The organism is Lelliottia nimipressuralis (genome assembly GCF_041464075.1).
Taxonomy (GTDB): domain Bacteria; phylum Pseudomonadota; class Gammaproteobacteria; order Enterobacterales; family Enterobacteriaceae; genus Enterobacter; species Enterobacter nimipressuralis.
In genome coordinates, this window is the sequence record NZ_CP167172.1 from 4,664,893 (window position 1) to 4,687,657 (window position 22,765).

22 protein-coding genes are annotated in these 22,765 nt (G+C 53.9%); 15 read left to right on the forward strand and 7 right to left on the reverse strand.

Features of this window, described 5'->3' with window-relative positions; genetic code table 11:
- Window position 1 precedes the first annotated feature (1 nt).
- From rbsK to kup, 6 genes are all read right to left on the reverse strand, one after another.
- A complete protein-coding gene (gene rbsK / locus ACB496_RS22325; RefSeq protein WP_371973850.1) occupies window positions 2-931 on the reverse strand; it encodes a ribokinase in 930 nt (309 codons plus the stop codon).
- 108 nt (window positions 932-1,039) lie between these two features.
- The gene (gene rbsB / locus ACB496_RS22330; protein ID WP_100778312.1) at window positions 1,040-1,930 is read right to left on the reverse strand and encodes a ribose ABC transporter substrate-binding protein RbsB; all 891 of its coding nucleotides are present in this window, start codon (window positions 1,928-1,930) and stop codon (window positions 1,040-1,042) included.
- Window positions 1,931-1,957: 27 nt separating this feature from the next.
- The gene (rbsC, locus tag ACB496_RS22335; protein WP_100778311.1) at window positions 1,958-2,923 is read right to left on the reverse strand and encodes a ribose ABC transporter permease; all 966 of its coding nucleotides are present in this window, start codon (window positions 2,921-2,923) and stop codon (window positions 1,958-1,960) included.
- Window positions 2,924-2,927: 4 nt separating this feature from the next.
- Window positions 2,928-4,433: a ribose ABC transporter ATP-binding protein RbsA gene (gene rbsA, locus ACB496_RS22340; RefSeq protein WP_107702587.1), complete on the reverse strand. Its 1,506-nt coding sequence runs from the start codon at window positions 4,431-4,433 to the stop codon at window positions 2,928-2,930.
- A 7-nt stretch (window positions 4,434-4,440) separates the two neighbouring features.
- Window positions 4,441-4,860, reverse strand: a complete 420-nt coding sequence (gene rbsD, locus ACB496_RS22345) for a D-ribose pyranase (protein ID WP_102105134.1) — start codon at window positions 4,858-4,860, stop codon at window positions 4,441-4,443.
- A 226-nt stretch (window positions 4,861-5,086) separates the two neighbouring features.
- Window positions 5,087-6,955, reverse strand: a complete 1,869-nt coding sequence (gene kup, locus ACB496_RS22350) for a low affinity potassium transporter Kup (RefSeq protein ID WP_100778308.1) — start codon at window positions 6,953-6,955, stop codon at window positions 5,087-5,089.
- Window positions 6,956-7,177: 222 nt separating this feature from the next.
- On the opposite strand from kup, the gene ravA reads away from it, so the two are divergent.
- Complete coding sequence (gene ravA, locus ACB496_RS22355) at window positions 7,178-8,674, forward strand: ATPase RavA (RefSeq protein WP_100778307.1); 1,497 nt, start codon at window positions 7,178-7,180, stop codon at window positions 8,672-8,674.
- Window positions 8,668-10,119, forward strand: coding sequence for an ATPase RavA stimulator ViaA (viaA, locus tag ACB496_RS22360; protein WP_123429753.1), 1,452 nt, complete (start codon window positions 8,668-8,670; stop codon window positions 10,117-10,119). Before ravA ends, viaA begins: the two co-directional genes overlap by 7 nt.
- On the opposite strand, the gene asnA is transcribed toward viaA, so the two are convergent.
- Window positions 10,120-11,112 (reverse strand): aspartate--ammonia ligase, encoded by a 993-nt coding sequence (gene asnA, locus ACB496_RS22365; RefSeq protein WP_102105131.1) that lies wholly within the window; start codon window positions 11,110-11,112, stop codon window positions 10,120-10,122.
- Window positions 11,113-11,262: 150 nt separating this feature from the next.
- Here asnA and asnC point away from each other — a divergent pair, with 150 nt between their 5' ends.
- The 13 genes from asnC (at window position 11,263) to ACB496_RS22430 (ending at window position 22,758) form a co-directional block, all read left to right on the forward strand.
- Complete coding sequence (gene asnC, locus ACB496_RS22370) at window positions 11,263-11,721, forward strand: transcriptional regulator AsnC (RefSeq protein ID WP_088221282.1); 459 nt, start codon at window positions 11,263-11,265, stop codon at window positions 11,719-11,721.
- Between the two features lie 89 nt (window positions 11,722-11,810).
- On the forward strand, window positions 11,811-12,260 hold the full coding sequence (gene mioC, locus ACB496_RS22375) for an FMN-binding protein MioC (protein WP_371973855.1): 450 nt from the start codon (window positions 11,811-11,813) through the stop codon (window positions 12,258-12,260).
- 373 nt (window positions 12,261-12,633) lie between these two features.
- Complete coding sequence (gene mnmG / locus ACB496_RS22380; protein WP_129035782.1) at window positions 12,634-14,523, forward strand: tRNA uridine-5-carboxymethylaminomethyl(34) synthesis enzyme MnmG; 1,890 nt, start codon at window positions 12,634-12,636, stop codon at window positions 14,521-14,523.
- A gap of 117 nt (window positions 14,524-14,640) precedes the next feature.
- Window positions 14,641-15,258: a 16S rRNA (guanine(527)-N(7))-methyltransferase RsmG gene (gene rsmG, locus ACB496_RS22385; protein WP_371973857.1), complete on the forward strand. Its 618-nt coding sequence runs from the start codon at window positions 14,641-14,643 to the stop codon at window positions 15,256-15,258.
- A gap of 622 nt (window positions 15,259-15,880) precedes the next feature.
- The gene (atpI, locus tag ACB496_RS22390) at window positions 15,881-16,261 is read left to right on the forward strand and encodes a F0F1 ATP synthase subunit I (protein WP_100778301.1); all 381 of its coding nucleotides are present in this window, start codon (window positions 15,881-15,883) and stop codon (window positions 16,259-16,261) included.
- Between the two features lie 8 nt (window positions 16,262-16,269).
- On the forward strand, window positions 16,270-17,085 hold the full coding sequence (gene atpB, locus ACB496_RS22395) for a F0F1 ATP synthase subunit A (RefSeq protein WP_100778300.1): 816 nt from the start codon (window positions 16,270-16,272) through the stop codon (window positions 17,083-17,085).
- Between the two features lie 50 nt (window positions 17,086-17,135).
- Window positions 17,136-17,375: a F0F1 ATP synthase subunit C gene (gene atpE / locus ACB496_RS22400; RefSeq protein WP_000429386.1), complete on the forward strand. Its 240-nt coding sequence runs from the start codon at window positions 17,136-17,138 to the stop codon at window positions 17,373-17,375.
- Window positions 17,376-17,422: 47 nt separating this feature from the next.
- Window positions 17,423-17,893, forward strand: coding sequence for a F0F1 ATP synthase subunit B (gene atpF / locus ACB496_RS22405; RefSeq protein ID WP_015961084.1), 471 nt, complete (start codon window positions 17,423-17,425; stop codon window positions 17,891-17,893).
- 14 nt (window positions 17,894-17,907) lie between these two features.
- Window positions 17,908-18,441 (forward strand): F0F1 ATP synthase subunit delta, encoded by a 534-nt coding sequence (gene atpH / locus ACB496_RS22410; protein ID WP_100778299.1) that lies wholly within the window; start codon window positions 17,908-17,910, stop codon window positions 18,439-18,441.
- A gap of 12 nt (window positions 18,442-18,453) precedes the next feature.
- Window positions 18,454-19,995: a F0F1 ATP synthase subunit alpha gene (gene atpA / locus ACB496_RS22415; protein WP_100778298.1), complete on the forward strand. Its 1,542-nt coding sequence runs from the start codon at window positions 18,454-18,456 to the stop codon at window positions 19,993-19,995.
- A 50-nt stretch (window positions 19,996-20,045) separates the two neighbouring features.
- The gene (gene atpG, locus ACB496_RS22420; RefSeq protein ID WP_100778297.1) at window positions 20,046-20,909 is read left to right on the forward strand and encodes a F0F1 ATP synthase subunit gamma; all 864 of its coding nucleotides are present in this window, start codon (window positions 20,046-20,048) and stop codon (window positions 20,907-20,909) included.
- A gap of 26 nt (window positions 20,910-20,935) precedes the next feature.
- Entirely contained in the window at window positions 20,936-22,318 is a 1,383-nt protein-coding gene (gene atpD, locus ACB496_RS22425; RefSeq protein ID WP_100778296.1) for a F0F1 ATP synthase subunit beta, read from the forward strand.
- Between the two features lie 20 nt (window positions 22,319-22,338).
- Window positions 22,339-22,758 carry a F0F1 ATP synthase subunit epsilon gene (locus tag ACB496_RS22430; RefSeq protein ID WP_100778295.1) on the forward strand — a complete coding sequence of 140 codons (420 nt, stop codon included), beginning with the start codon at window positions 22,339-22,341 and terminating at the stop codon, window positions 22,756-22,758.
- The last annotated feature ends 7 nt before the right edge of the window (window positions 22,759-22,765 follow it).

The window sequence follows — 22,765 nt, forward strand, 5'->3', positions numbered from 1 at the left end:
GTTACCTCTGCTGACTCAAAAATTCATCAATCTCTTTGCGCCATGGAACGGAAGGCTGTGCCCCTTTGCGTGTCACCGCAATCGCGGCTGCGGCATGAGCGAAGCGGATGGCATTGTCCAGCGAGCCACCTTCCAGCAGCGCCGTAACCAGCGCACCGTTAAAAGTATCTCCCGCCGCGATCGTATCAATCGCTTTGACCTTAAAGCCGGGTACGCGTCGACCTTCGCCGTTGACGCTCGCCCATACGCCACGGCTTCCGAGCGTAATGATGACCGTACCGATACCTTTATCGTGCAGCGCCTGAGCGGCACGCGCCGCGTCGTCATCATTTTCCACGCGAATGCCCGTCAGCTTTTCGGCTTCAGTTTCGTTCGGGGTGATGATGTCCACCAGCGCCAGCAACTCGTCTGATAATAGACGCGCTGGAGCAGGGTTAAGTACGACAGTGGTATGATTTTCATGTGCAATTTTCGCGGCCGCCAGCACGCTTTCGACCGGCGATTCGAGCTGCATCAGCAGCGCTTCGGCGCTGGAGATCAATACTCGCTGCGCTTCCACGCGTTCGATGGTCAGCGCCGCATTGGCACCCGCATGAATACCGATGACATTCTCACCTTCTGCGTTGACAAAAATCAGCGCCACGCCCGTCGATTCCCCGCCCACCACACTTACGGGTGAGATATCGATATGGTCGCTCTCCAGCTGTTTACGCACGCGCTCGCCCGTATCGTCATCGCCGGTACAGGCGATAAATGCAATATTAGCGCCGCTGCGACCGGCGGCCACCGCCTGGTTTGCGCCTTTACCGCCGAAAGCCACCTGATACTGATTGCCGGTGACGGTTTCGCCAGGCGTGGGGAAAGCATCAAGGTTAAGAATGTGATCGGCATTAATACTGCCAAGGACGACGAGATTAACTGCGGTTTTCATGTTTGAGCTGTCCAGTAAAGATCGCCACCGGTTTTACCCGGTGGCGTATGCCACACTTTTCTTTATTTGTAGTCCCTCAGGCCGTCAGACGACCGCCTGAATCGCCTATTACTGCTTGACGACCAGCTTCAGGTCAACCGGATATTTCGCCTGGACTTTCTCGCCCTTCAGCACTTTATCCGCAGTCTGAACACCCGTCGCACCAATCTGCTCAGGTAGCTGAGCGATGGTTGCCGCCAGTTTGCCATCATTTACGGCTTTCTCACCGTCTGGCGTGCCGTCAAAGCCAACCACCATCACATCAGATTTACCGGCAGTCTGCAGCGCACGCAGCGCGCCGAGTGCCATTTCATCGTTCTGTGCGAAGACTGCCTGCACTTCAGGGTGCGCCGTCAGCAGGTTCTGCATAACGTTCAGGCCTTTAGTACGGTCGAAGTCAGCAGGCTGGCTGGCCAGGACGTTAAATTTGTGGGCTGCCACGGCTTGCTGGAAACCTTCGCCACGCTCACGCGCTGCGGAAGTCCCTGCGATACCCTGCAGTTCGATAACTTTGGCGCCTTCGCCTGCTTTCTTCGCGATGTAATCACCCGCGATTTTACCGCCCAGCACGTTATCAGACGCGATATGGCTAACGACGTCACCTTTTGTCGCCACACGGTCAAGAGTGATTACCGGGATTTTCGCCTGGTTGGCCATCTTCACGGCGTTACCGACCGCATCAGAGTCGGTTGGGTTGATCAGCAGGATTTTGGTGCCACGAACGGTTAAGTCCTGAACGTTAGCCAGCTCTTTCGCCGGGTTGTTCTGAGAGTCGAGAACCACCAGGTTATAACCCAGTTTGTCGGCTTCTTTCTGCGCACCATCCTTCAGGGAAACGAAGAACGGGTTATTCAGGGTCGAGATGACCAGCGCGATGGTGTCTTTCGCCATTGCGTTCGCACTAACGGTAGCGCTCAGTGCCACAGCAGAAACCAGGGTAGCCAGTTTTTTCATGTTCATATCAGAGATGTCCTGTAGTGTCGTCAGTTACTGTTTTTTGTTGTCTACCAGAACCGCCAGCAAAATCACCACTGCTTTAACGATCATCTGGTAATAGGAGGAAACACCTAACAAATTCAAACCATTATTCAGGAAGCCAAGAATCAGTGCGCCGATCAATGTCCCAACAATGCGACCTTTACCCCCCGCCAGGCTCGTACCACCCAGTACCACGGCGGCAATCGCATCCAGCTCATAGCCCGTTCCCGCTGTCGGCTGCGCAGAAGAGAGGCGCGCCACTTCGATAATACCTGCCAGCGATGCCAGCAAACCGCACAGGGAATAGACGATAATTTTGACTTTATTGACGCTAATACCGGAGAGACGCGTCGCCGCTTCGTTACCGCCCAGCGCATAGATATAGCGGCCGAGGCGTGTGTGGTGCAGCATGTACCAGGCCGCCAGGAAGACGATACCCATAATCCACACCGGCGTCGGGATACCCAGCGGACGACCGATACCGAACCAGCCAAACAGATCGGCGTTATCAGTAAAGCCGGTATTCACGGGACTGCCGTTGGTGTACACCATCGTGACACCGCGCAGCAGCAGCATCATCACCAGCGTGGCGATAAACGCCTGCACGCGGCCTTTAGCCACAATCATCCCGGTGACTGCACCCACGGCGGCGCCTAACGCCAGGGCAGCGGCGATAGCCACCAGCGCGTTAACCTCAATCCCTACAATTGAAGCCGCTACCGCGCCGGTGAGCGCCAGCAGGGAACCGACGGACAGGTCGATCCCCGACGTCAGAATCACCAGCGTCATGCCGACCGCCATAATGGCGTTCACGGACGTCTGCTGGAGAATATTGAAGAGGTTATTGACGGTAAAAAAGTTCGGGCTCATGGTCGACACAATCGCGATCAGCACCAGCAGCGCAATCAGTGATTTTTGTTCCAACAGCCATGCCTTGGTGAAATAGCGGCGACCAGAAACAGCCTGGGTAGTCATCTTCTTACTCCTGATTCACGCGATTAAGCTTGCCCACAGCGGCAGCCATCAGAACTTCCTGGGTGGCCTGCTCGCGAGTGAATTCACCGCCGAGATGCCCTTCATGCATGACGATAATGCGATCGCTCATGCCTAATACTTCTGGCATCTCGGAAGAGACCAGAATGATGCTCAGACCGTCAGCCTTGAACTGGTTGATCAGCTGATAAATCTCTTTCTTGGCACCGACGTCAACGCCACGGGTTGGTTCGTCGAGGATCAGCACTTTTGGACGCGTCATCAGACCGCGGGCAATCGCCACTTTCTGCTGATTACCGCCGGAGAGCAGGCCGATTGCCTGTTCCATCGACGGCGTTTTCACGTTAAACAGGCGAATAAAATCACTGACCGCCTGCTGTTCGTCTTTGTGCTTTAAACTGCCGCCGCTGCGGCTGAAGTAGCCCAGCGCCGTCAGGGACATATTCTCTTTCACCGACATCCCGAGCACTAAGCCATCGCGCTTACGGTCTTCGGAGATATAGACGATGCCGTTCGCCAGCCCATCCTGTGGAGAGCGGGTGACAACTTCATGGCCGTCGAGGGTGACGTAACCACTGGTGCGCGGCAGCGCGCCGTACAGCACTTTCATCAGCTCGGTACGCCCGGCCCCCATCAGCCCGGCCACGCCAAGGATTTCGCCCTGACGCAGCGTGAAGGAGACATCGTTTACGCCCGGCCCACACAGATTGTCGACTTTCAGGCGGACAGCGCCCGGCGTTTTGTCGAGACGCGGATACTGTTCTTCCAGCTTGCGCCCCACCATCATCTCAATCAGCGTATCTTCGGTCAGCGAGGAGACCTCGCGCTCGGCAATAAATTGCCCGTCGCGGAATACCGTCACGTCATCGCAAATCTCGAAGATCTCTTTCATGCGGTGGGATATATAGACGATCCCGCGCCCCTGAGATTTCAGCTCGCGGATCACGCGGAACAGGGATTCGGTTTCTGTATCGGTCAGGGCGTCGGTCGGTTCATCCATAACGATGACTTTCGACTCGAAGCTCAGCACTTTGGCGATTTCCACCATCTGCTGATCGCCAATAGACAAGTCGCCTACCAGACGGTCGCTTTTAAAGCGCAGATTCAGCTTCGCCAGCAGAATGTCGGCTTCGGCGTACATCTTTTTCCAGTCGATTTTGCCAAAGCGATTAACGAATTCACGGCCCAGGAAGATGTTTTCCGCAATGGTGAGCTGCGGGATCAGGTTCAGCTCCTGGTGGATAATACCAATCCCGGCTTCCTGAGAGGATTTAGGTCCGGTGAAGGTCGTCTCTTTCCCCAGCCACAGCAGCGTTCCGGCGTCACGGGCATAAATGCCGGTGAGCACTTTCATCATTGTGGATTTGCCAGCGCCGTTTTCACCCACCAGCGCCATAACGCGCCCGGAGTAAACGTTTAACGCGGCACCGGAGAGGGCTTTTACGCCCGGGAACGATTTATCGATCCCTTTGAGTTGCAATAATGCGTCCATGATGGCCTCAGAACGTGACGCCAGCACAGAGAATGATATTCGCATACGGGGAACACTCCCCGCTGCGAATCACCGCCTGACTGTCTGCGGTTTGTTGTTTGAATTGCTCGTGCGTTGTGTAACGAATTTCTATGGTGTTTCCCTGGTGTTGTTGCAGTTGCTCAATATGGCTGAGCAACGTTTCGTGGAGTTGCGGATTATGTTGTTTGATCTCCGTCGCGAGAATGGCCGCCTCAACCTGCATCTCCGACGTCACCACGCCCAGTACCTGCATAAACGAGGGCACGCCCTGCGTTAACGCCATATCAATACGGGTTGTGCTGCGCGGAACCGGTAAGCCTGCATCGCAAACCACCAGCGTATCGGTATGCCCAAGACGGGAAATAACCGATGAGATTTCAGAATTGAGTACCGTGCCTTTCTTCATTTTCTTGCTCCACTAGCGAAACGTTTCGCTAAAAGAAGTGTAGCCGCAAGAGTGTTCAGAAAACCATCATGACGTAACAGAATTGTGATCAACGTCGAAACGTTTCGCTAAGTGAAATGTGGGGGCATTTTGGGAAGTGTTTTACCTGGTGGCGCCTCGCTTATACGGCCTACGGTTTCGTAGGGCCGTGCAAGCGAAGCGTCACCGGGAGAAGGTGTTGCGGAGGTTAAATCTCGACCTGCGTGCCTAACTCAATCACGCGGTTAGGCGGGATTTCAAACTGGTCAGGTGCGCGCAGGGCGTTACGCTGCAGGATGAGGTACAGCTTGCCGCGCAGACGCAGATACCACGGACGTTTGCCGACAATCAGCGACTCGTGCGACATAAAGAACGAGGTTTCCATCATTCGACAGCTCAGCCCTTCCAGACCGCAGCGGTGGAACACCTCTTCCACGTTCGGCGTTTCGCGCCAGCCGTAACTCGCCACCACGCGCCAGAAGGTCGGAGAAAGCTGTTCGATCTGCACACGGCGCACGTTGTGGACGTATGGTGCATCTTCGGTTCTCAGCGTCAGCAGGATCACGCGCTCGTGCAGCACTTTGTTGTGCTTGAGGTTGTGCATCAGGGCAAACGGAATCACGTTCAGTGCGCGTGACATATAAACTGCGGTGCCAGGCACGCGTACCGGCGGCGATTTCTCCAGCGAGGCAATCATCGCTTCCAGAGAGTTACCATGCTCGTGCATACGGCGCAGCAGGCGGAAGCGCTCGCTCTTCCAGGTGGTCATCACCAGGAACATCACCAGCCCCAGGGTCAACGGCAGCCAGCCGCCGGAGACGATTTTGTCGAGGTTTGCTGAGAACAGCGGTACATCGATGCAGAGGAAGCCCACCAGAATCAGCGCAACCAGGAATTTATTCCAGTGCCAGTTCCGGTACGCCACGGTGGTCGAGAGAATCGAAGTCAGCACCATCGTACCCGTCACCGCAATACCGTACGCCGCGGCCAGGTTGCTGGAGTGCTCGAAGCTGACAATCACGATCACCACGGCGAAGTAGAGCAGCCAGTTGATGAACGGAATGTAAATCTGGCCAGACTCCATCTCCGAGGTATGAATGATGCGCATCGGCGACAGATAGCCCAGACGAACCGCCTGGCGCGTCAGGGAGAAGACGCCGGAAATCACTGCCTGAGAGGCAATGACCGTCGCCAGAGTGGCAAGGATAAGCATCGGCACCAGCGCCCAGTCAGGCGCCAGCAGGAAGAACGGGTTCTTGATCGCTTCCGGATGTTTGAGCAGCAGCGCGCCCTGACCGAAATAGTTCAGCACCAGAGACGGCAGAACCACGGTGAACCAGGCCAGACGAATCGGCAGCTTACCGAAGTGCCCCATATCCGCATACAGCGCTTCCACACCGGTGATCGACAGCACCACGGCGCCCAGCGCGACGAACGAAACCGTTTTGTATTCCAGGAAGAAGTGGACCGCCCACATTGGGTTCAGCGCCTGCAGCACTTCTGGGTTGGCGATAATACTGCGCAGACCGAGTGCCGCCAGAATCAGGAACCATGCCAGCATAATGGGTGCAAAGAGTTTACCCACCAGCCCCGTACCGTGCTTCTGAATAGCAAACAGCAGCGTCAGCACAATGATGGCGAGCGGAACGACCCACGTATCCAACTGCGGCGCAATAATCTCCAGCCCCTCAATTGCTGAGAGCACCGAAATCGCCGGGGTAATCACCACTTCTCCATAGAAGAAGCTGCCACCGATCAGGCCGATAATCACCAGGAACGAGGTCATTTTTGCCGATGTATTACGCCCGGCAAGAGACATGAGGGTCAGGATCCCGCCTTCACCGGCGTTATCCGCGCGCATGACAAAGGAGAGATACTTAACGGAAACCACCAGGATCAGCAGCCAAAAGATGAGTGACAAAAAGCCAAAAACGGCGTCACGTTCAACACCAAAACCAAACTGACCGGACAGACATTCGCGAAGCGTATAGAGCGGGCTGGTACCGATATCACCGTACACAACCCCAATGGCCGCAAGCGTTATAGCGCTTAATGATTGCTTATTATCAGTGCTCATAGACTAGTCTTTTCGTTGTATAACAAATGTGTGCTTAGTCCCTTGGCCCACAAAAAGGCGCACAGTATGCACGATTAATCGCAAGATCGTACCCCTAAATGCAACCCTATTAATGTAGCGCAAAGAAAATAACGCCGCACTTCAGTCTATTACCAGCCCATGCTGAAACGTCTATACTCGCATCAATTAGCTGCGACGACGCCGAAAGGACGCAACACAATTATGGCTCACTCACATTTATTAGCAGAAAGAATTTCCCGTCTCAGCGGTGCGCTGGAGAAAGGCCTTTTCGAACGCAGCCATGCGATCAGGCTCTGTTTGCTGGCGGCGCTCAGCGGCGAAAGTGTGTTCCTGCTCGGCCCGCCTGGCATCGCCAAAAGCCTGATTGCGCGTCGACTGAAATTTGCCTTCCAGAATGCGCGCGCCTTTGAATATCTGATGACCCGTTTCTCCACCCCGGAAGAGGTTTTTGGTCCGCTTTCCATTCAGGCCCTGAAAGATGAAGGCCGCTATCAACGATTAACGGCAGGGTATCTGCCCGAGGCTGAAATTGTCTTTCTGGATGAGATCTGGAAAGCCGGCCCGGCGATCCTGAACACCCTGCTTACCGCCATCAACGAACGTCGCTTTCGTAACGGCGCTTATGAAGAAAAAATCCCGATGCGCTTGCTGGTGGCGGCGTCCAACGAACTGCCTGAAGCCGACAGCAGCCTTGAAGCGCTGTATGACCGCATGCTGATTCGCCTGTGGCTGGATAAAGTGCAGGATAAGTCGAATTTCCGCTCGATGCTGGTGAGCCAGCAGGACGAAAATGAAAACCCGGTGGCGCCGTCATTGCAGGTGACTGACGACGAATACCAGCAGTGGCAGCAGGATATCGGCAAAATCAAACTGCCGGACGCCGTTTTTGAACTGATCTTTATGCTGCGCCAGCAGCTGGATTTATTACCGGCCGCGCCGTATGTCTCGGATCGGCGCTGGAAAAAGGCGATCCGCCTGTTGCAGTCCAGTGCTTTGTTCAGCGGCCGGGATTCCGTCGCCCCCATCGATCTGATCCTGCTGAAAGACTGCCTGTGGCACGATGCGGAAGGGATGCACCTGATGGAACAGCAGCTGGACGTTTTGATGACCGGACACGCGTGGGGGCAGCAGGCAATGCTCAACCAGCTGGGCGCCATCACCCAGCGACGCATCCAGCTTCAGCAGCAGCAAAGCGACAAAACGGCACTGAAGGTGAGCCGTCTCGGCGGGATGTTCTCACGTAAACCGCACTACGAGTTGCCCACAGAGCTGACGGACACGACCCTGACGCTCTTACTCCAGCAGCCGTTAAAACTGCACGATATGCAGGTGGTTCACATCACCATTGAGCGCGAAGCGCTGTCGCAGTGGCTGGATAAAAATGGCGAAATCCGTGGAAAACTCAACGGCATCGGCTTTGCCCAGGTGCTGAACCTGGAAGTGGATACCAGCATGCATCTGGTGATCCGCGATGTGAGCCTGCAGGGTTCACGCCTCGCCCTGCCGGGAAATGCCTCGGATAACGTGCCGGAAGAGATCAAACAGCAGCTTGACGCGCTGGATACGGAGTGGCATCAGCAGCACACGCGCTTCAGCGAACAGCAAAAGTGTCTCTTTATACATAGCGACTGGTTGGGTCGCATCGAAGCCAGCCTGCAGGATGTCAGCGCGCAGATCAAACAGGCGCGTCAATGCTAACGCTGGATACGCTCAATGTGATGCTGGCGGTTGGTGAAGAGGGGCTGATTGAAGAGGTCGTCCTGACCTTACTCGCCTCTCCCCAGCTGGCTGCATTCTTTGAAAAGTTTCCGCGCATTAAAAAAGCCGTCACCGACGATATTCCGCGCTGGCGAGATAGCCTGCGCCAGCGGCTAAAAGAGACCGAAGTCCCGCCTGAGCTAACGGAAGAAGTGGCCTGCTACCAGCAATGCCAGCGGTTATCCACACCGCAGTTTATCGTTCAGCTCCCCCAGATCCTGACGCTGCTCGATAAAGTGCATTCCCCGTACGCCGCACAGGCCCGCAAGCTGGTCTCCGACAACGCCACCTTTACTCCGGCGCTGCATACGCTTTTCCTGCAGCGATGGCGGCTCAGCCTGGTGGTGCAGACCACGTCGCTCAACCAGCAGTTGCTGGAGGAGGAGCGCGATCAGCTGCTCAGTGAAGTTCAGGAGCGGATGACGCTGAGTGGGCAGCTGGAGCAAGTGCTGGTGGAGAACGAAAACTCCGCCGGAAGGCTTTGGGATATGAGCGCCGGACAGATCCGGCGCGGCGACTATCAGCTGATCGTTAAATACGGCGATTTTCTGGCGCAACAGCCCGAGCTGATGCAGCTCGCGGAGCAGCTTGGCCGCTCGCGGGAGGCGAAGTCGGTGCCGAAAAAAGACGCGCCAATGGAAACCTTCCGCACGCTGGTTCGTGAACCGGCAACCGTGCCGGAACAGGTCGACGGTTTACAGCAAAGTGATGACATCCTGCGCCTGCTGCCGACAGAGCTGGCGACGCTTGGGATCACCGAGCTGGAGTATGAGTTTTACCGGCGGCTGGTGGAGAAACAGCTCCTGACCTATCGCCTGCACGGCGAATCCTGGCGCGAAAAAATCAGCCAGCGTCCGGTCGTTCATCAGGATTTCGACGAACAGCCGCGCGGCCCCTTCATTGTCTGCGTAGATACTTCCGGTTCGATGGGCGGCTTTAACGAACAGTGTGCCAAAGCGTTTTGCCTGGCACTGATGCGCGTCGCCCTCGCCGACCGGCGTCGCTGTTATATCATGCTGTTTTCCAGCGAAGTGGTGGGATACGAACTGACGAGTGAGCAGGGCATCGAACAGGCGATCCGCTTTTTGAGCCAGCGTTTTCGCGGCGGAACCGATATCGCTAGCTGTTTCCGCGCTATCGCAGAACGCATGCAGGGCGGAGACTGGTATGACGCGGATGCGGTGGTCATTTCCGATTTTATTGCCCAGCGACTGCCGGACGACGTGGTCACAAAGGTGAAATCATTACAGCGGGATCACCAGCACCGCTTTCATGCGGTGGCGATGTCGCAACATGGAAAGCCCGGCATCATGCGCATTTTCGATCATATCTGGCGCTTTGATACCGGGTTACGCAGCCGCCTGGTCAGGCGCTGGCGACGTTAATTAAAGCAGAGAACCGATGCTTTCACGCACCTGATGCGGCCACACCCCACACTGAACCTGCCCGATATGGGACAACTGCAGCAGCAGCATTGTCAGGCGTGACTGGCCGATACCGCCGCCGATAGTTTGCGGCATTTCACCGCGCAGCAGGGCCTGGTGCCACTCAAGTTTCAGGCGATCTTCATCTCCCGTCACCGCCAGCTGGCGCTTCAGGGCGTCGGCATCCACGCGGATCCCCATGGAAGAAAGCTCAAACGCATCTTCCAGAATCGGGTTCCAGACCAGAATATCGCCGTTCAGACCGGCTAATTCTCGCTCGTCGCGGGTGCTCCAGTCGTCGTAATCCGGGGCACGCACGTCATGGCGCTGTCCGTCAGAAAGTTTGCCACCTATACCGATCAGGAATACCGCGCCCAGCTCTTTAGCGATCGCGCGCTCACGGCCTTTGGCATCGAGATCCGGGAAACGGCTCAGCAGATCCTGGCTGTGAACAAAGTGGATCGAGTCTGGCAGGAACGGTGCCAGTCCGAACTCTTTACTCACCGCCGCTTCGGTTGCTTTGATCCCCGCGTAGATGGCCTCTACGGTAGATTTCAGCGTTCCTAAGTGACGTTCACCATCACCCATTACACGCTCCCAGTCCCACTGGTCAACGTAAACGGAGTGGATGGCCGTCAGGCGGTCTTCATCGGGGCGAAGCGCTTTCATGTGCGTGTAAAGCCCTTCGCCCGCGCTGAAGTCGTGTTGTCCCAGTGTCTGACGCTTCCATTTCGCGAGTGAATGAACCACTTCGAACTGGGCGTCTGGCAAGGTTTTCACTTTTACCTGTACCGCTTTTTCGCAACCAGACAGGTTGTCCTGCGTCCCATCGCCGACGCGGCTCAGAATCGGAGCCTGGACTTCAATGAGGCCAAGTTTCTCTTCAAGCTGACGTGAAAAATGGGATTTAACGAAACTGATCTGGCGTTGTTTTGCGATGTAAGCGGTTTTCATTTTTATACTCCTGCGTCCTGTTGATATTGATTAAGCAACAAAAATGGCACCCAATACAATAATCCAACAACAAAAAGCCTGCTTCACTTTTGATTCGTTAAAATATGGCGCTAGAATAGAGTGATTACTCAATCTTCATAAGAAAATACTATGGAAAATTATCAGATCGATAATCTGGACCGCGGCATCCTCGAGGCGTTAATGGCCAATGCGCGCACGGCGTATGCTGAACTGGCTAAACAATTCGGTGTCAGCCCCGGGACGATTCACGTTCGCGTGGAGAAGATGAAGCAGGCGGGGATTATCACCGGGGCGCGGATTGACGTCAGTCCAAAACAGCTCGGGTATGACGTCTGCTGCTTTATTGGCATCATTCTGAAAAGCGCAAAAGATTACCCGTCTGCGCTGGCCCGGCTCGAAAGTCTGGAAGAGGTGACTGAAGCCTATTACACCACCGGCCACTACAGCATCTTTATTAAGGTCATGTGCAAATCGATCGATGCCCTGCAGCAGGTACTTATCAACAAGATCCAAACAATTGATGAAATTCAGTCCACCGAGACGCTGATCTCCCTGCAGAACCCGATTATGCGCACCATCCGGCCCTAGCGGCGCCATTTAATTACCACATTTTCCACAGGTAGATCCCAGCTCGCTCACAGCGTACAATGATCCCCTCTTTATATGAGCGAGCGATCATGGCAGATATTACTCTTATCAGTGGCAGTACTCTTGGCGGCGCGGAATATGTTGCAGAACATCTCGCGGAAAAGCTGGAAGACGCAGGTTTCTCGACCGAAACCCTGCATGGACCGTTACTGGAAGATCTCCCTGCTGATGGGATCTGGCTGCTGATCACCTCCACGCATGGTGCGGGCGATATCCCTGATAACCTGCAACCTTTCTATGATGAGCTTCTCGAGCAACGTCCCGATCTGTCAGCCGTGCGTTTTGGCGCGATTGGGATAGGAAGCCGCGAATACGACACCTTTTGTGGTTCAGTAGAGAAAGTAGAAGCGGCGATCGCGTCGTGTGGAGCAAAACAGATCGGCGAAACGCTGAAGATCAACATCCTCGATCACGATATTCCGGAGGATCCAGCCGAAGAATGGCTGGGTGAATGGAAAAATTTACTCAATAACGCTTAAAGATCGTGCGATCAGATGTGGATAAGTCTGGTTAAAACCTTGGATCAACCGGTAGTTATCCAAGGTATAACCGTTGGCTGGTTTTTGACCTGTGTATAAGTACCAGATCTAACCCCAGCTTATACGGTCCAGGATCACCGATCATTCACAGCAAACGATCCTTTCTATCCTTATGATCTTTATGACCGGATCCGACTTATCCACACGAGAAGGCGATCCTAATAAGAGATCATAGTAAAACAGATCTCTAAATAAGAAGATCTTCTTTTTAATAGCCAAGATCCCAATGCTTTCTCGAAAGACTAAACTTGAGTAGAATCCACGTCCCGGGCTTAAATCCATTTTCAAACCGCTTTACGCAAGGCAGGAAAGCATGTTTTATCAGGATCCTTTTGACGTCATCATCATTGGCGGGGGTCACGCAGGCACTGAGGCCGCAATGGCCGCAGCGCGTATGGGTCAACAGACCCTGCTTTTGACACACAATATCGACACGCTGGGACAAATGTCCTGTAATCCGGCGATTGGCGGCATTGGGAAAGGACACCTGGTAAAAGAAGTGGATGCTCTGGGCGGCTTGATGGCGAAAGCGATCGATCAGGCAGGCATTCAGTTTAGGATACTAAACGCGAGCAAAGGACCCGCCGTTCGCGCCACTCGAGCTCAGGCTGACCGTGTGCTTTACCGCCAGGCCGTACGTACTGCGCTGGAGAACCAGCCGAACCTGATGATCTTCCAGCAGGCGGTTGAAGATCTTATCGTTGAGAACGATCGTGTCGTCGGTGCCGTCACCCAGATGGGACTGAAGTTCCGTGCCAAAGCCGTGGTGCTGACGGTCGGGACTTTCCTCGATGGAAAAATTCATATTGGTCTGGATAACTACAGCGGTGGCCGTGCAGGCGATCCGCCGTCCATTCCACTTTCCCGTCGTCTTCGCGAGCTGCCGCTGCGCGTCAGCCGCCTGAAAACCGGGACACCGCCGCGTATTGACGCCCGCACCATCGATTTTAGCGTGCTGGCACAGCAGCACGGCGACAACCCGATGCCGGTCTTCTCGTTCATGGGGTCTGCGGCGCAGCATCCGCAGCAAGTGCCGTGTTACATCACGCACACCAATGAGAAAACCCATGACGTGATCCGCAATAACCTCGATCGTAGCCCGATGTACGCAGGCGTGATCGAAGGGATCGGTCCACGTTACTGCCCGTCGATCGAAGACAAAGTTATGCGCTTTGCCGATCGTAACCAGCACCAGATCTTCCTGGAGCCGGAAGGACTTACCTCCAACGAAATTTACCCGAATGGCATCTCCACCAGCCTGCCATTCGATGTGCAGATGCAAATTGTTCGCTCGATGGAGGGCATGGAGAACGCAAAAATCGTTCGTCCAGGTTACGCTATTGAGTACGATTTCTTCGACCCGCGCGATCTGAAACCGACGCTGGAGAGCAAATTTATCCAGGGCCTGTTCTTCGCGGGACAAATTAACGGCACCACCGGTTATGAAGAAGCGGCAGCCCAGGGCCTGCTGGCCGGTCTTAACGCCGCTCGCTTCTCTGCGGAAAAAGAGGGCTGGTCACCGCGTCGCGATCAGGCCTACCTTGGCGTGCTGGTGGACGATCTCAGCACGCTCGGTACCAAAGAGCCGTACCGTATGTTCACCTCTCGCGCGGAATATCGTCTGATGCTGCGTGAAGACAACGCCGATCTGCGCCTGACCGAAATGGGCCGCGAGCTGGGCCTGGTGGATGACGAACGCTGGGCGCGTTTCAACCAGAAGCTGGAGCGCATTGAGACCGAGCGTCAACGCCTGAAAACCTCATGGGTGAATCCTCTGGCGGAATCCGCAGCCGAAGTGAACGCTCACTTGACCGCGCCGCTCTCACGCGAAGCCAGCGGGGAAGATCTTCTTCGTCGCCCTGAGATGACTTACGAGCAGCTGGTGCAGATGACGCCGTTCGCGCCGGGTCTCGACGATGCCGAAGCGGCCGAGCAGGTCGAAATTCAGGTCAAATACGAAGGTTACATCGCGCGTCAGCAGGATGAGATTGAAAAACAGCAGCGTAACGAGAACACCTTGTTGCCTGCGATGCTGGATTACCGTCAGGTGACGGGGCTGTCAAACGAGGTGATCGCGAAACTGAACGATCACAAACCGGTGTCGATCGGCCAGGCATCTCGCATCTCCGGCGTGACGCCAGCAGCCATCTCTATTCTGCTGGTATGGCTGAAAAAACAAGGTATGCTGCGCCGCAGCGCTTAACATCAGGCGATTTTTGCCCTTTTGGCGGGTGGTGCTTCGCTGACCCGCTACAGTTCGTATCGTAGGCCCGGTAAGCGTTAACGCCACCGGGCTCATTATTTCAGACAGGTATTCACCGTGCTCAACAAACTCTCTCGTCTGCTGGATGAAGCAGGTATTTCGCTCACCGATCACCAGAAAAATCAGCTGGTGGCCTATGTCGATATGCTGAACAAATGGAACAAAGCGTACAACCTCACGTCGGTACGCGATCCCAACGAGATGCTGATTCGCCATATTCTCGACAGCATTGTGGTTGCGCCTTACCTGCAGGGTGAGCGTTTCATCGATGTGGGGACCGGCCCTGGTCTGCCAGGCATTCCGCTCTCCATCGTGCGGCCTGAGTGCCATTTCACGCTGTTGGACAGCCTGGGCAAGCGCGTGCGCTTCCTGCGTCAGGTGCAGCATGAGCTGAAAATCAACAATATCGAGCCGGTTCAGAGCAGGGTAGAGGCGTTTCCGTCCGAGCCGCCGTTTGACGGCGTGATTAGCCGTGCGTTTGCGTCACTCAACGATATGGTCAGCTGGTGTAAGCATCTGCCAGCGCAGGAAGGGCGTTTTTACGCGCTCAAAGGCCTGGTGCCTGAGGATGAAATCGCCCAGCTCCCGGTTGGCTATGTGGTCGAGTCGATTGTGAAGTTACAGGTTCCACAGCTCGATGGCGAACGCCATTTGGTGATAATTAAGGCAAACTAATTTTAAAAATTAAATAAAAAATGTGGAATTCGTGCGGTTCTTAAAGTGTTAAAAAACGGCCCTAAGGAAGGAACCTCACCTGACTGCATTTAACCTTGTTGTTACCGAGGTTTTTCTTGGTGTTAACCTGATTTATCTCGTTAACACCAAATATAGTCAACATTGAAAATATCAGTCTGCTAAAAGTGGAATTCAGTGATGAGTTGGTGATGTTAATTATTTATTAAAAATGTCAATGAAAGGTTTTTGTTGTGTACGGGGCTGTTTTGAAAATAGTTGCTGTCATTTGTCTTTAATATCATAAAGATGAATTAAACCAAATTATTGATTTGATAAATAAGACCTTATCGTAAATGTGCATTTTGTGATCTCGTGCACGCTTTATCATCAATGTTTCTGCGCAGTTTGCAGTTTTATCGGATGGGTCGTGGTTTGGCGAAAAGTTAAAAAATAGCGGTGGGGAAAATTATTTAAACATTTATTCACCTTTTCGCTACTTAATGTTTGAAATCACGGGGGCGCACCGTATAATTTGACCGCTTTTTGATGCTTGACTCTGAGCCTTAAAGGACGTTTTATACGACACGCGACATACCTCGAAGGGAGCAGGAGTAAAAACGTGATGTCTGTGTCGCTCTTGAGTCGAAACGTTGCTCGTAAGCTTCTGTTCATTCAGTTTCTGGCGGTGATAGCAAGTGGACTGCTGTTCTGCCTCAAAGACCCCTTCTGGGGCATCTCCGCAGTGTGTGGAGGTTTGGCAGTGGTTTTGCCAAACATGTTGTTTATGATTTTTGCCTGGCGTCATCAGGCGCATACACCTGCCAAAGGCCGCGTGGCCTGGTCCTTCGCTCTTGGCGAAGTGTGTAAGGTGTTGCTAACCTTTGCCTTCCTGGTGTTGGCGCTGGCTGTTTTCAAAGTGGTATTTTTGCCGCTGATCGCGACGTGGGTTTTGGTGCTGGTGGTACAAGTTCTGGCGCCAGCTGTAATCAACAACAAAGGGTAAAAGGCATCATGGCTTCAGAAAATATGACGCCGCAGGATTACATAGGTCACCATCTGACGAACCTTCAGATGGACCTGCGTACATTCTCGCTGGTGGATCCGCATAACCCCCCGGCCACCTTCTGGACGCTCAACATTGACTCCATGTTCTTCTCGGTGGTGTTGGGTCTGTTGTTCCTGGCCATGTTCCGTAGCGTTGCTAAAAAGGCGACCAGCGGTGTTCCAGGGAAATTCCAGACGGCTATAGAATTAGTCATCGGCTTCGTTCATGGCAGCGTCAAAGACATGTACCACGGTAAGAGCAAGCTGATTGCTCCGCTGGCGCTGACTGTCTTCGTCTGGGTCTTCCTGATGAACCTGATGGACCTTCTGCCTATCGACCTGCTGCCGTACATCGGTGAGCATGTTCTCGGCCTGCCGGCACTGCGTGTGGTTCCGTCTGCTGACGTGAACATCACCCTGTCCATGGCGCTGGGCGTATTCATCCTGATTCTTTTCTACAGCATCAAAATGAAAGGCGTAAGCGGCTTTGTGAAAGAGCTTACCTTGCAGCCGTTCAACCACTGGGCGTTCATTCCGGTCAACCTGATCCTGGAAGGCGTAAGCCTGCTGTCCAAACCGGTTTCACTTGGTCTGCGACTGTTCGGTAACATGTATGCGGGTGAGCTGATTTTCATTCTGATCGCGGGTCTTCTGCCGTGGTGGTCACAGTGGGTTCTGAATGTGCCATGGGCCATTTTCCACATCCTGATCATTACGCTGCAAGCCTTTATCTTCATGGTTCTGACGATCGTCTATCTGTCGATGGCGTCTGAAGAGCACTGATTTTTTAACCACCACTACTACGTTTTTATTGAAACAAACTGGAGACTGTCATGGAAAACCTGAATATGGATCTGCTGTACATGGCTGCCGCTGTGATGATGGGTCTGGCGGCTATCGGTGCTGCGATCGGTATCGGCATCCTCGGGGGCAAATTCCTGGAAGGCGCTGCGCGTCAACCGGATCTGATTCCTCTGCTGCGTACTCAGTTCTTTATCGTTATGGGTCTGGTGGATGCAATCCCGATGATCGCTGTAGGTCTGGGTCTGTACGTGATGTTTGCTGTCGCGTAAGTCGTTTTTAAAAACCCAAGCCACAGAAATTTAAGAGGTATTGTGCTGTGAACATGAACGCAACAATCCTCGGCCAGGCCATCGCGTTTATTCTCTTTGTCTGGTTCTGCATGAAGTATGTATGGCCGCCTTTAATGGCAGCCATCGAGAAACGTCAGAAAGAAATTGCTGACGGTCTGGCTTCCGCAGAGCGCGCTAAGAAAGATTTGGACCTTGCACAGGCCAACGCGACAGACCAGCTGAAAAAAGCGAAAGCTGAAGCTCAGGTAATCATTGAACAGGCTAACAAACGCCGTTCTCAGATCCTGGACGAAGCCAAAGCTGAAGCAGAACAGGAACGTACTAAGATCGTTGCACAAGCTCAGGCTGAAATTGATGCTGAGCGTAAACGTGCTCGTGAAGAACTGCGTAAGCAGGTTGCGATTCTGGCTGTTGCTGGCGCCGAGAAGATCATCGAACGTTCCGTGGATGAAGCTGCTAACAGCGACATCGTGGACAAACTTGTCGCTGAACTGTAAGGAGGGAGGGGCTGATGTCTGAATTTGTTACGGTAGCTCGCCCCTACGCCAAAGCAGCTTTTGACTTTGCTGTCGAACACCAAAATGTCGATCGCTGGCAGGATATGCTGGCGTTTGCCGCTGAGGTAACGAAAAACGAGCAAGTGGCTGAGATGCTTTCCGGTGCCTTAGCACCTGAAACCCTTGCTGCATCGTTTATCGCCATTTGTGGTGAGCAATTGGATGACAATGGCCAGAACCTGATTAAGGTCATGGCTGAGAATGGTCGTCTGCGAGTGCTCCCGGATGTTCTCGAGCAGTTTGAGCACTTACGTGCCCTCAGTGAAGCTACCGCCGAAGTTGAAGTAACCTCTGCGAATGAACTGAGCCAAGAACAGCTTGCGAAGATCACCGCCGCGATGGAAAAACGTCTGTCACGCAAAGTTAAGCTGAATTGCAAAATCGATAAGTCTGTAATGGCAGGCGTAATCATCCGAGCGGGTGATATGGTCATTGATGGCAGCGTACGCGGCCGTCTTGAACGCCTTGCAGACGTCTTGCAGTCTTAAGGGGACTGGAGCATGCAACTGAATTCCACCGAAATCAGCGAACTGATCAAGCAGCGCATTGCTCAGTTCAGTGTTGTGAGTGAAGCTCACAACGAAGGTACTATTGTTTCTGTAAGTGACGGTGTTATCCGCATCCACGGCCTTGCCGATTGTATGCAGGGTGAGATGATTTCCCTGCCGGGTAACCGTTACGCTATCGCACTGAACCTGGAGCGCGACTCCGTAGGTGCTGTAGTTATGGGCCCGTACGCTGACCTTGCCGAAGGCATGAAAGTCAAATGTACTGGTCGTATTCTTGAAGTTCCAGTTGGCCGTGGCCTGCTGGGTCGCGTGGTGAACACCCTGGGTGCACCAATCGACGGTAAAGGTCCTGTTGATAACGATGGCTTCTCGCCAATCGAAGTTATCGCACCGGGCGTTATCGAACGTCAGTCCGTTGATCAGCCAGTGCAGACGGGTTATAAATCCGTTGATGCCATGATCCCAATCGGTCGTGGTCAGCGTGAACTGATCATCGGTGACCGTCAGACCGGTAAAACCGCGATGGCAATCGATGCGATCATCAACCAGCGCGATTCCGGCATTAAATGTGTGTACGTGGCTATCGGCCAGAAAGCGTCCACCATTTCTAACGTTGTTCGTAAACTGGAAGAGCACGGCGCGCTGTCAAACACCATTGTTGTGGTTGCAACCGCTTCTGAATCTGCTGCACTGCAATACCTGGCGCCATATGCCGGTTGCGCAATGGGCGAATACTTCCGTGACCGCGGTGAAGATGCGCTGATCGTATACGATGACCTGTCTAAACAGGCTGTTGCTTACCGTCAGGTTTCCCTGCTGCTCCGTCGTCCACCAGGACGTGAAGCATTCCCGGGCGACGTATTTTACCTCCACTCCCGTCTGCTGGAGCGCGCATCCCGCGTTAACGCGGAATACGTTGAGAAATTCACCAATGGTGAAGTTAAAGGTAAAACCGGCTCCCTGACTGCTCTGCCGATTATCGAAACCCAGGCGGGTGACGTTTCTGCGTTCGTTCCGACCAACGTAATTTCCATTACCGATGGTCAGATCTTCCTCGAAACCAACCTGTTCAACTCCGGTATTCGTCCTGCGGTTAACCCAGGGATCTCCGTATCCCGTGTGGGTGGTGCTGCTCAGACCAAGATCATCAAGAAACTGTCCGGTGGTATTCGTACCGCTCTGGCACAGTATCGTGAACTGGCTGCGTTCTCTCAGTTCGCTTCCGATCTGGATGAAGCGACCCGTAAGCAGTTAAGCCATGGTCAGAAAGTGACCGAGCTGCTGAAACAGAAACAGTATGCCCCTATGTCTGTTGCACAACAGGGCCTGGTGCTGTTCGCGGCTGAACGCGGTTACCTCGAAGATGTGGAACTGGCGAAAATCGGTAGCTTCGAAGCCGCACTGCTGGCTTACGTTGACCGTGATCACGCTCCGCTGATGCAAGAGATCAACCAGTCCGGTGGCTATAACGACGAAATCGAAGGCAAGCTGAAAGCTATCCTCGATTCCTTCAAAGCAACCCAGTCCTGGTAACGTCCGGCGGCTTGTCTTAGGACAGGCCGCAAGGCATTGAGGAGAAGCTCATGGCCGGCGCAAAAGAGATACGTAGTAAGATCGCAAGCGTCCAGAACACGCAGAAGATCACTAAAGCGATGGAAATGGTCGCCGCTTCCAAAATGCGTAAATCGCAGGATCGCATGGCGGCCAGCCGTCCTTATGCAGATACCATGCGCAAAGTGATTGGTCACCTTGCGAACGGTAATCTGGAATATAAGCATCCTTACCTGGAAGAACGCGACGTTAAACGCGTGGGCTACCTGGTGGTGTCTACCGACCGTGGTCTGTGCGGTGGCTTGAACATTAACCTGTTCAAAAAGCTGCTGGCGGATATGAAAGTCTGGTCTGATAAAGGCGTTCAGAGCGATATCGCGATGATCGGCTCTAAGGGCGTTTCTTTCTTTAATTCAGTGGGTGGCAATATTGTCGCTCAGGTGACCGGCATGGGTGATAACCCATCCCTGTCCGAACTGATCGGCCCGGTTAAAGTGATGTTGCAGGCCTATGATGAAGGCCGTCTGGACAGGCTGTACGTTGTCAGCAACAAATTTATTAATACCATGTCTCAGGTTCCGACACTCACTCAGCTGCTGCCTTTGCCGGCATCAGAAGATGAAGAGTTAAAACATAAAGCCTGGGATTATCTGTATGAACCCGATCCGAAACCGCTGCTGGATACCCTGCTGCGTCGTTACGTTGAATCTCAGGTTTATCAGGGCGTGGTAGAAAACCTGGCCAGCGAGCAGGCCGCACGTATGGTGGCGATGAAAGCCGCGACCGACAATGGCGGCAGCCTGATTAAAGAGCTGCAGTTGGTATACAACAAAGCTCGTCAGGCCAGCATTACTCAGGAACTCACCGAAATCGTCGGTGGTGCATCCGCGGTATAACCAGGTTAATTCGTAGAGGATTCAAGATGGCTACTGGAAAAATTGTCCAGGTAATCGGCGCCGTGGTTGACGTCGAATTCCCTCAGGATGCCGTACCGCGCGTGTACGATGCTCTTGAGGTTATGAATGGTAATGAGAGCCTGGTGCTGGAAGTTCAGCAGCAGCTCGGTGGTGGTATCGTGCGTACCATCGCCATGGGTTCTTCCGACGGTCTGCGTCGTGGTCTGGAAGTAAAAGACCTCGAGCACCCGATTGAAGTCCCGGTTGGTAAAGCAACGCTGGGTCGTATCATGAACGTGCTGGGTCAGCCGATCGATATGAAAGGCGACATCGGTGAAGAAGACCGTTGGGCAATCCACCGTGCAGCACCTTCCTACGAAGAGCTGTCAAGCTCTCAGGAACTGCTGGAAACCGGCATCAAAGTTATCGACCTGATGTGTCCGTTCGCTAAGGGCGGTAAAGTTGGTCTGTTCGGTGGTGCGGGTGTAGGTAAAACCGTAAACATGATGGAGCTGATCCGTAACATCGCGATCGAGCACTCCGGTTACTCCGTGTTTGCAGGCGTGGGTGAGCGTACTCGTGAGGGTAACGACTTCTACCACGAAATGACCGATTCCAACGTTCTGGATAAAGTATCCCTGGTTTACGGCCAGATGAACGAGCCACCAGGAAACCGTCTGCGTGTGGCACTGACCGGCCTGACTATGGCTGAGAAGTTCCGTGACGAAGGTCGTGACGTACTGCTGTTCGTCGATAACATCTACCGTTACACCCTGGCCGGTACTGAAGTATCTGCACTGTTGGGCCGTATGCCTTCAGCGGTAGGTTATCAGCCGACTCTGGCGGAAGAGATGGGCGTTCTGCAGGAACGTATCACTTCAACCAAAACCGGTTCTATCACCTCCGTACAGGCGGTATACGTACCTGCGGATGACTTGACTGACCCATCACCAGCCACCACCTTTGCTCACTTAGATGCAACCGTGGTACTGAGCCGTCAGATCGCGTCTCTGGGTATCTACCCGGCCGTTGACCCGCTGGACTCCACCAGCCGTCAGCTGGATCCACTGGTTGTTGGTCAGGAACACTACGACACCGCGCGTGGCGTACAGTCCCTGCTGCAGCGTTACCAGGAACTGAAAGACATCATCGCCATCCTGGGTATGGATGAGCTGTCTGAAGAAGACAAACTGGTGGTAGCTCGCGCGCGTAAGATTCAGCGCTTCCTGTCCCAGCCGTTCTTCGTTGCGGAAGTATTCACCGGTTCCCCGGGTAAATACGTTTCCCTGAAAGACACCATCCGTGGCTTTAAAGGCATCATGGAAGGCGAATACGATCACCTGCCAGAGCAGGCGTTCTACATGGTTGGTTCCATCGACGAAGCCGTGGAAAAAGCCAAAAAACTTTAACGCCTTAATCGGAGGGTGATATGGCAATGACTTACCACCTGGACGTCGTCAGCGCAGAGCAACAGCTGTTCTCTGGTCTGGTCGAAAAAATCCAGGTAACGGGTAGTGAAGGTGAACTGGGTATTTTCCCAGGGCACGCACCGCTGCTCACCGCCATTAAGCCTGGTATGATCCGCATCGTGAAACAGTTCGGTCACGAAGAGTTTATCTATCTGTCCGGCGGCATGATTGAAGTGCAGCCTGGTAGTGTGACCGTTCTTGCTGATACCGCTATTCGTGGCCAGGATCTCGACGAAGCGCGAGCTCTGGAAGCGAAGCGTAAAGCGGAAGAGCACATTAAGAGCTCTCACGGCGACGTGGATTACGCACAGGCCTCAGCTGAGCTGGCCAAAGCGATCGCGAAACTGCGCGTTATCGAGTTGACCAAAAAAGCGATGTAACACCGGC

Bases quoted from the DNA above. Each gene is read 5' to 3' on its own strand.
- asnA (WP_102105131.1), bottom strand. From the start codon at position 11,112: ATGAAAACCGCTTACATCGCAAAACAACGCCAGATCAGTTTCGTTAAA.
- viaA (WP_123429753.1), top strand. From the start codon at position 8,668: ATGCTAACGCTGGATACGCTCAATGTGATGCTGGCGGTTGGTGAAGAG.
- rbsA (WP_107702587.1), bottom strand. From the start codon at position 4,433: ATGGACGCATTATTGCAACTCAAAGGGATCGATAAATCGTTCCCGGGC.
- ravA (WP_100778307.1), top strand. From the start codon at position 7,178: ATGGCTCACTCACATTTATTAGCAGAAAGAATTTCCCGTCTCAGCGGT.
- kup (WP_100778308.1), bottom strand. From the start codon at position 6,955: ATGAGCACTGATAATAAGCAATCATTAAGCGCTATAACGCTTGCGGCC.
- mnmG (WP_129035782.1), top strand. From the start codon at position 12,634: ATGTTTTATCAGGATCCTTTTGACGTCATCATCATTGGCGGGGGTCAC.
- rbsB (WP_100778312.1), bottom strand. From the start codon at position 1,930: ATGAACATGAAAAAACTGGCTACCCTGGTTTCTGCTGTGGCACTGAGC.
- atpI (WP_100778301.1), top strand. From the start codon at position 15,881: ATGTCTGTGTCGCTCTTGAGTCGAAACGTTGCTCGTAAGCTTCTGTTC.
- atpD (WP_100778296.1), top strand. From the start codon at position 20,936: ATGGCTACTGGAAAAATTGTCCAGGTAATCGGCGCCGTGGTTGACGTC.
- asnC (WP_088221282.1), top strand. From the start codon at position 11,263: ATGGAAAATTATCAGATCGATAATCTGGACCGCGGCATCCTCGAGGCG.
- atpE (WP_000429386.1), top strand. From the start codon at position 17,136: ATGGAAAACCTGAATATGGATCTGCTGTACATGGCTGCCGCTGTGATG.
- atpG (WP_100778297.1), top strand. From the start codon at position 20,046: ATGGCCGGCGCAAAAGAGATACGTAGTAAGATCGCAAGCGTCCAGAAC.
- mioC (WP_371973855.1), top strand. From the start codon at position 11,811: ATGGCAGATATTACTCTTATCAGTGGCAGTACTCTTGGCGGCGCGGAA.
- rbsC (WP_100778311.1), bottom strand. From the start codon at position 2,923: ATGACTACCCAGGCTGTTTCTGGTCGCCGCTATTTCACCAAGGCATGG.
- rbsK (WP_371973850.1), bottom strand. From the start codon at position 931: ATGAAAACCGCAGTTAATCTCGTCGTCCTTGGCAGTATTAATGCCGAT.
- atpA (WP_100778298.1), top strand. From the start codon at position 18,454: ATGCAACTGAATTCCACCGAAATCAGCGAACTGATCAAGCAGCGCATT.
- atpH (WP_100778299.1), top strand. From the start codon at position 17,908: ATGTCTGAATTTGTTACGGTAGCTCGCCCCTACGCCAAAGCAGCTTTT.
- ACB496_RS22430 (WP_100778295.1), top strand. From the start codon at position 22,339: ATGGCAATGACTTACCACCTGGACGTCGTCAGCGCAGAGCAACAGCTG.
- atpB (WP_100778300.1), top strand. From the start codon at position 16,270: ATGGCTTCAGAAAATATGACGCCGCAGGATTACATAGGTCACCATCTG.
- rbsD (WP_102105134.1), bottom strand. From the start codon at position 4,860: ATGAAGAAAGGCACGGTACTCAATTCTGAAATCTCATCGGTTATTTCC.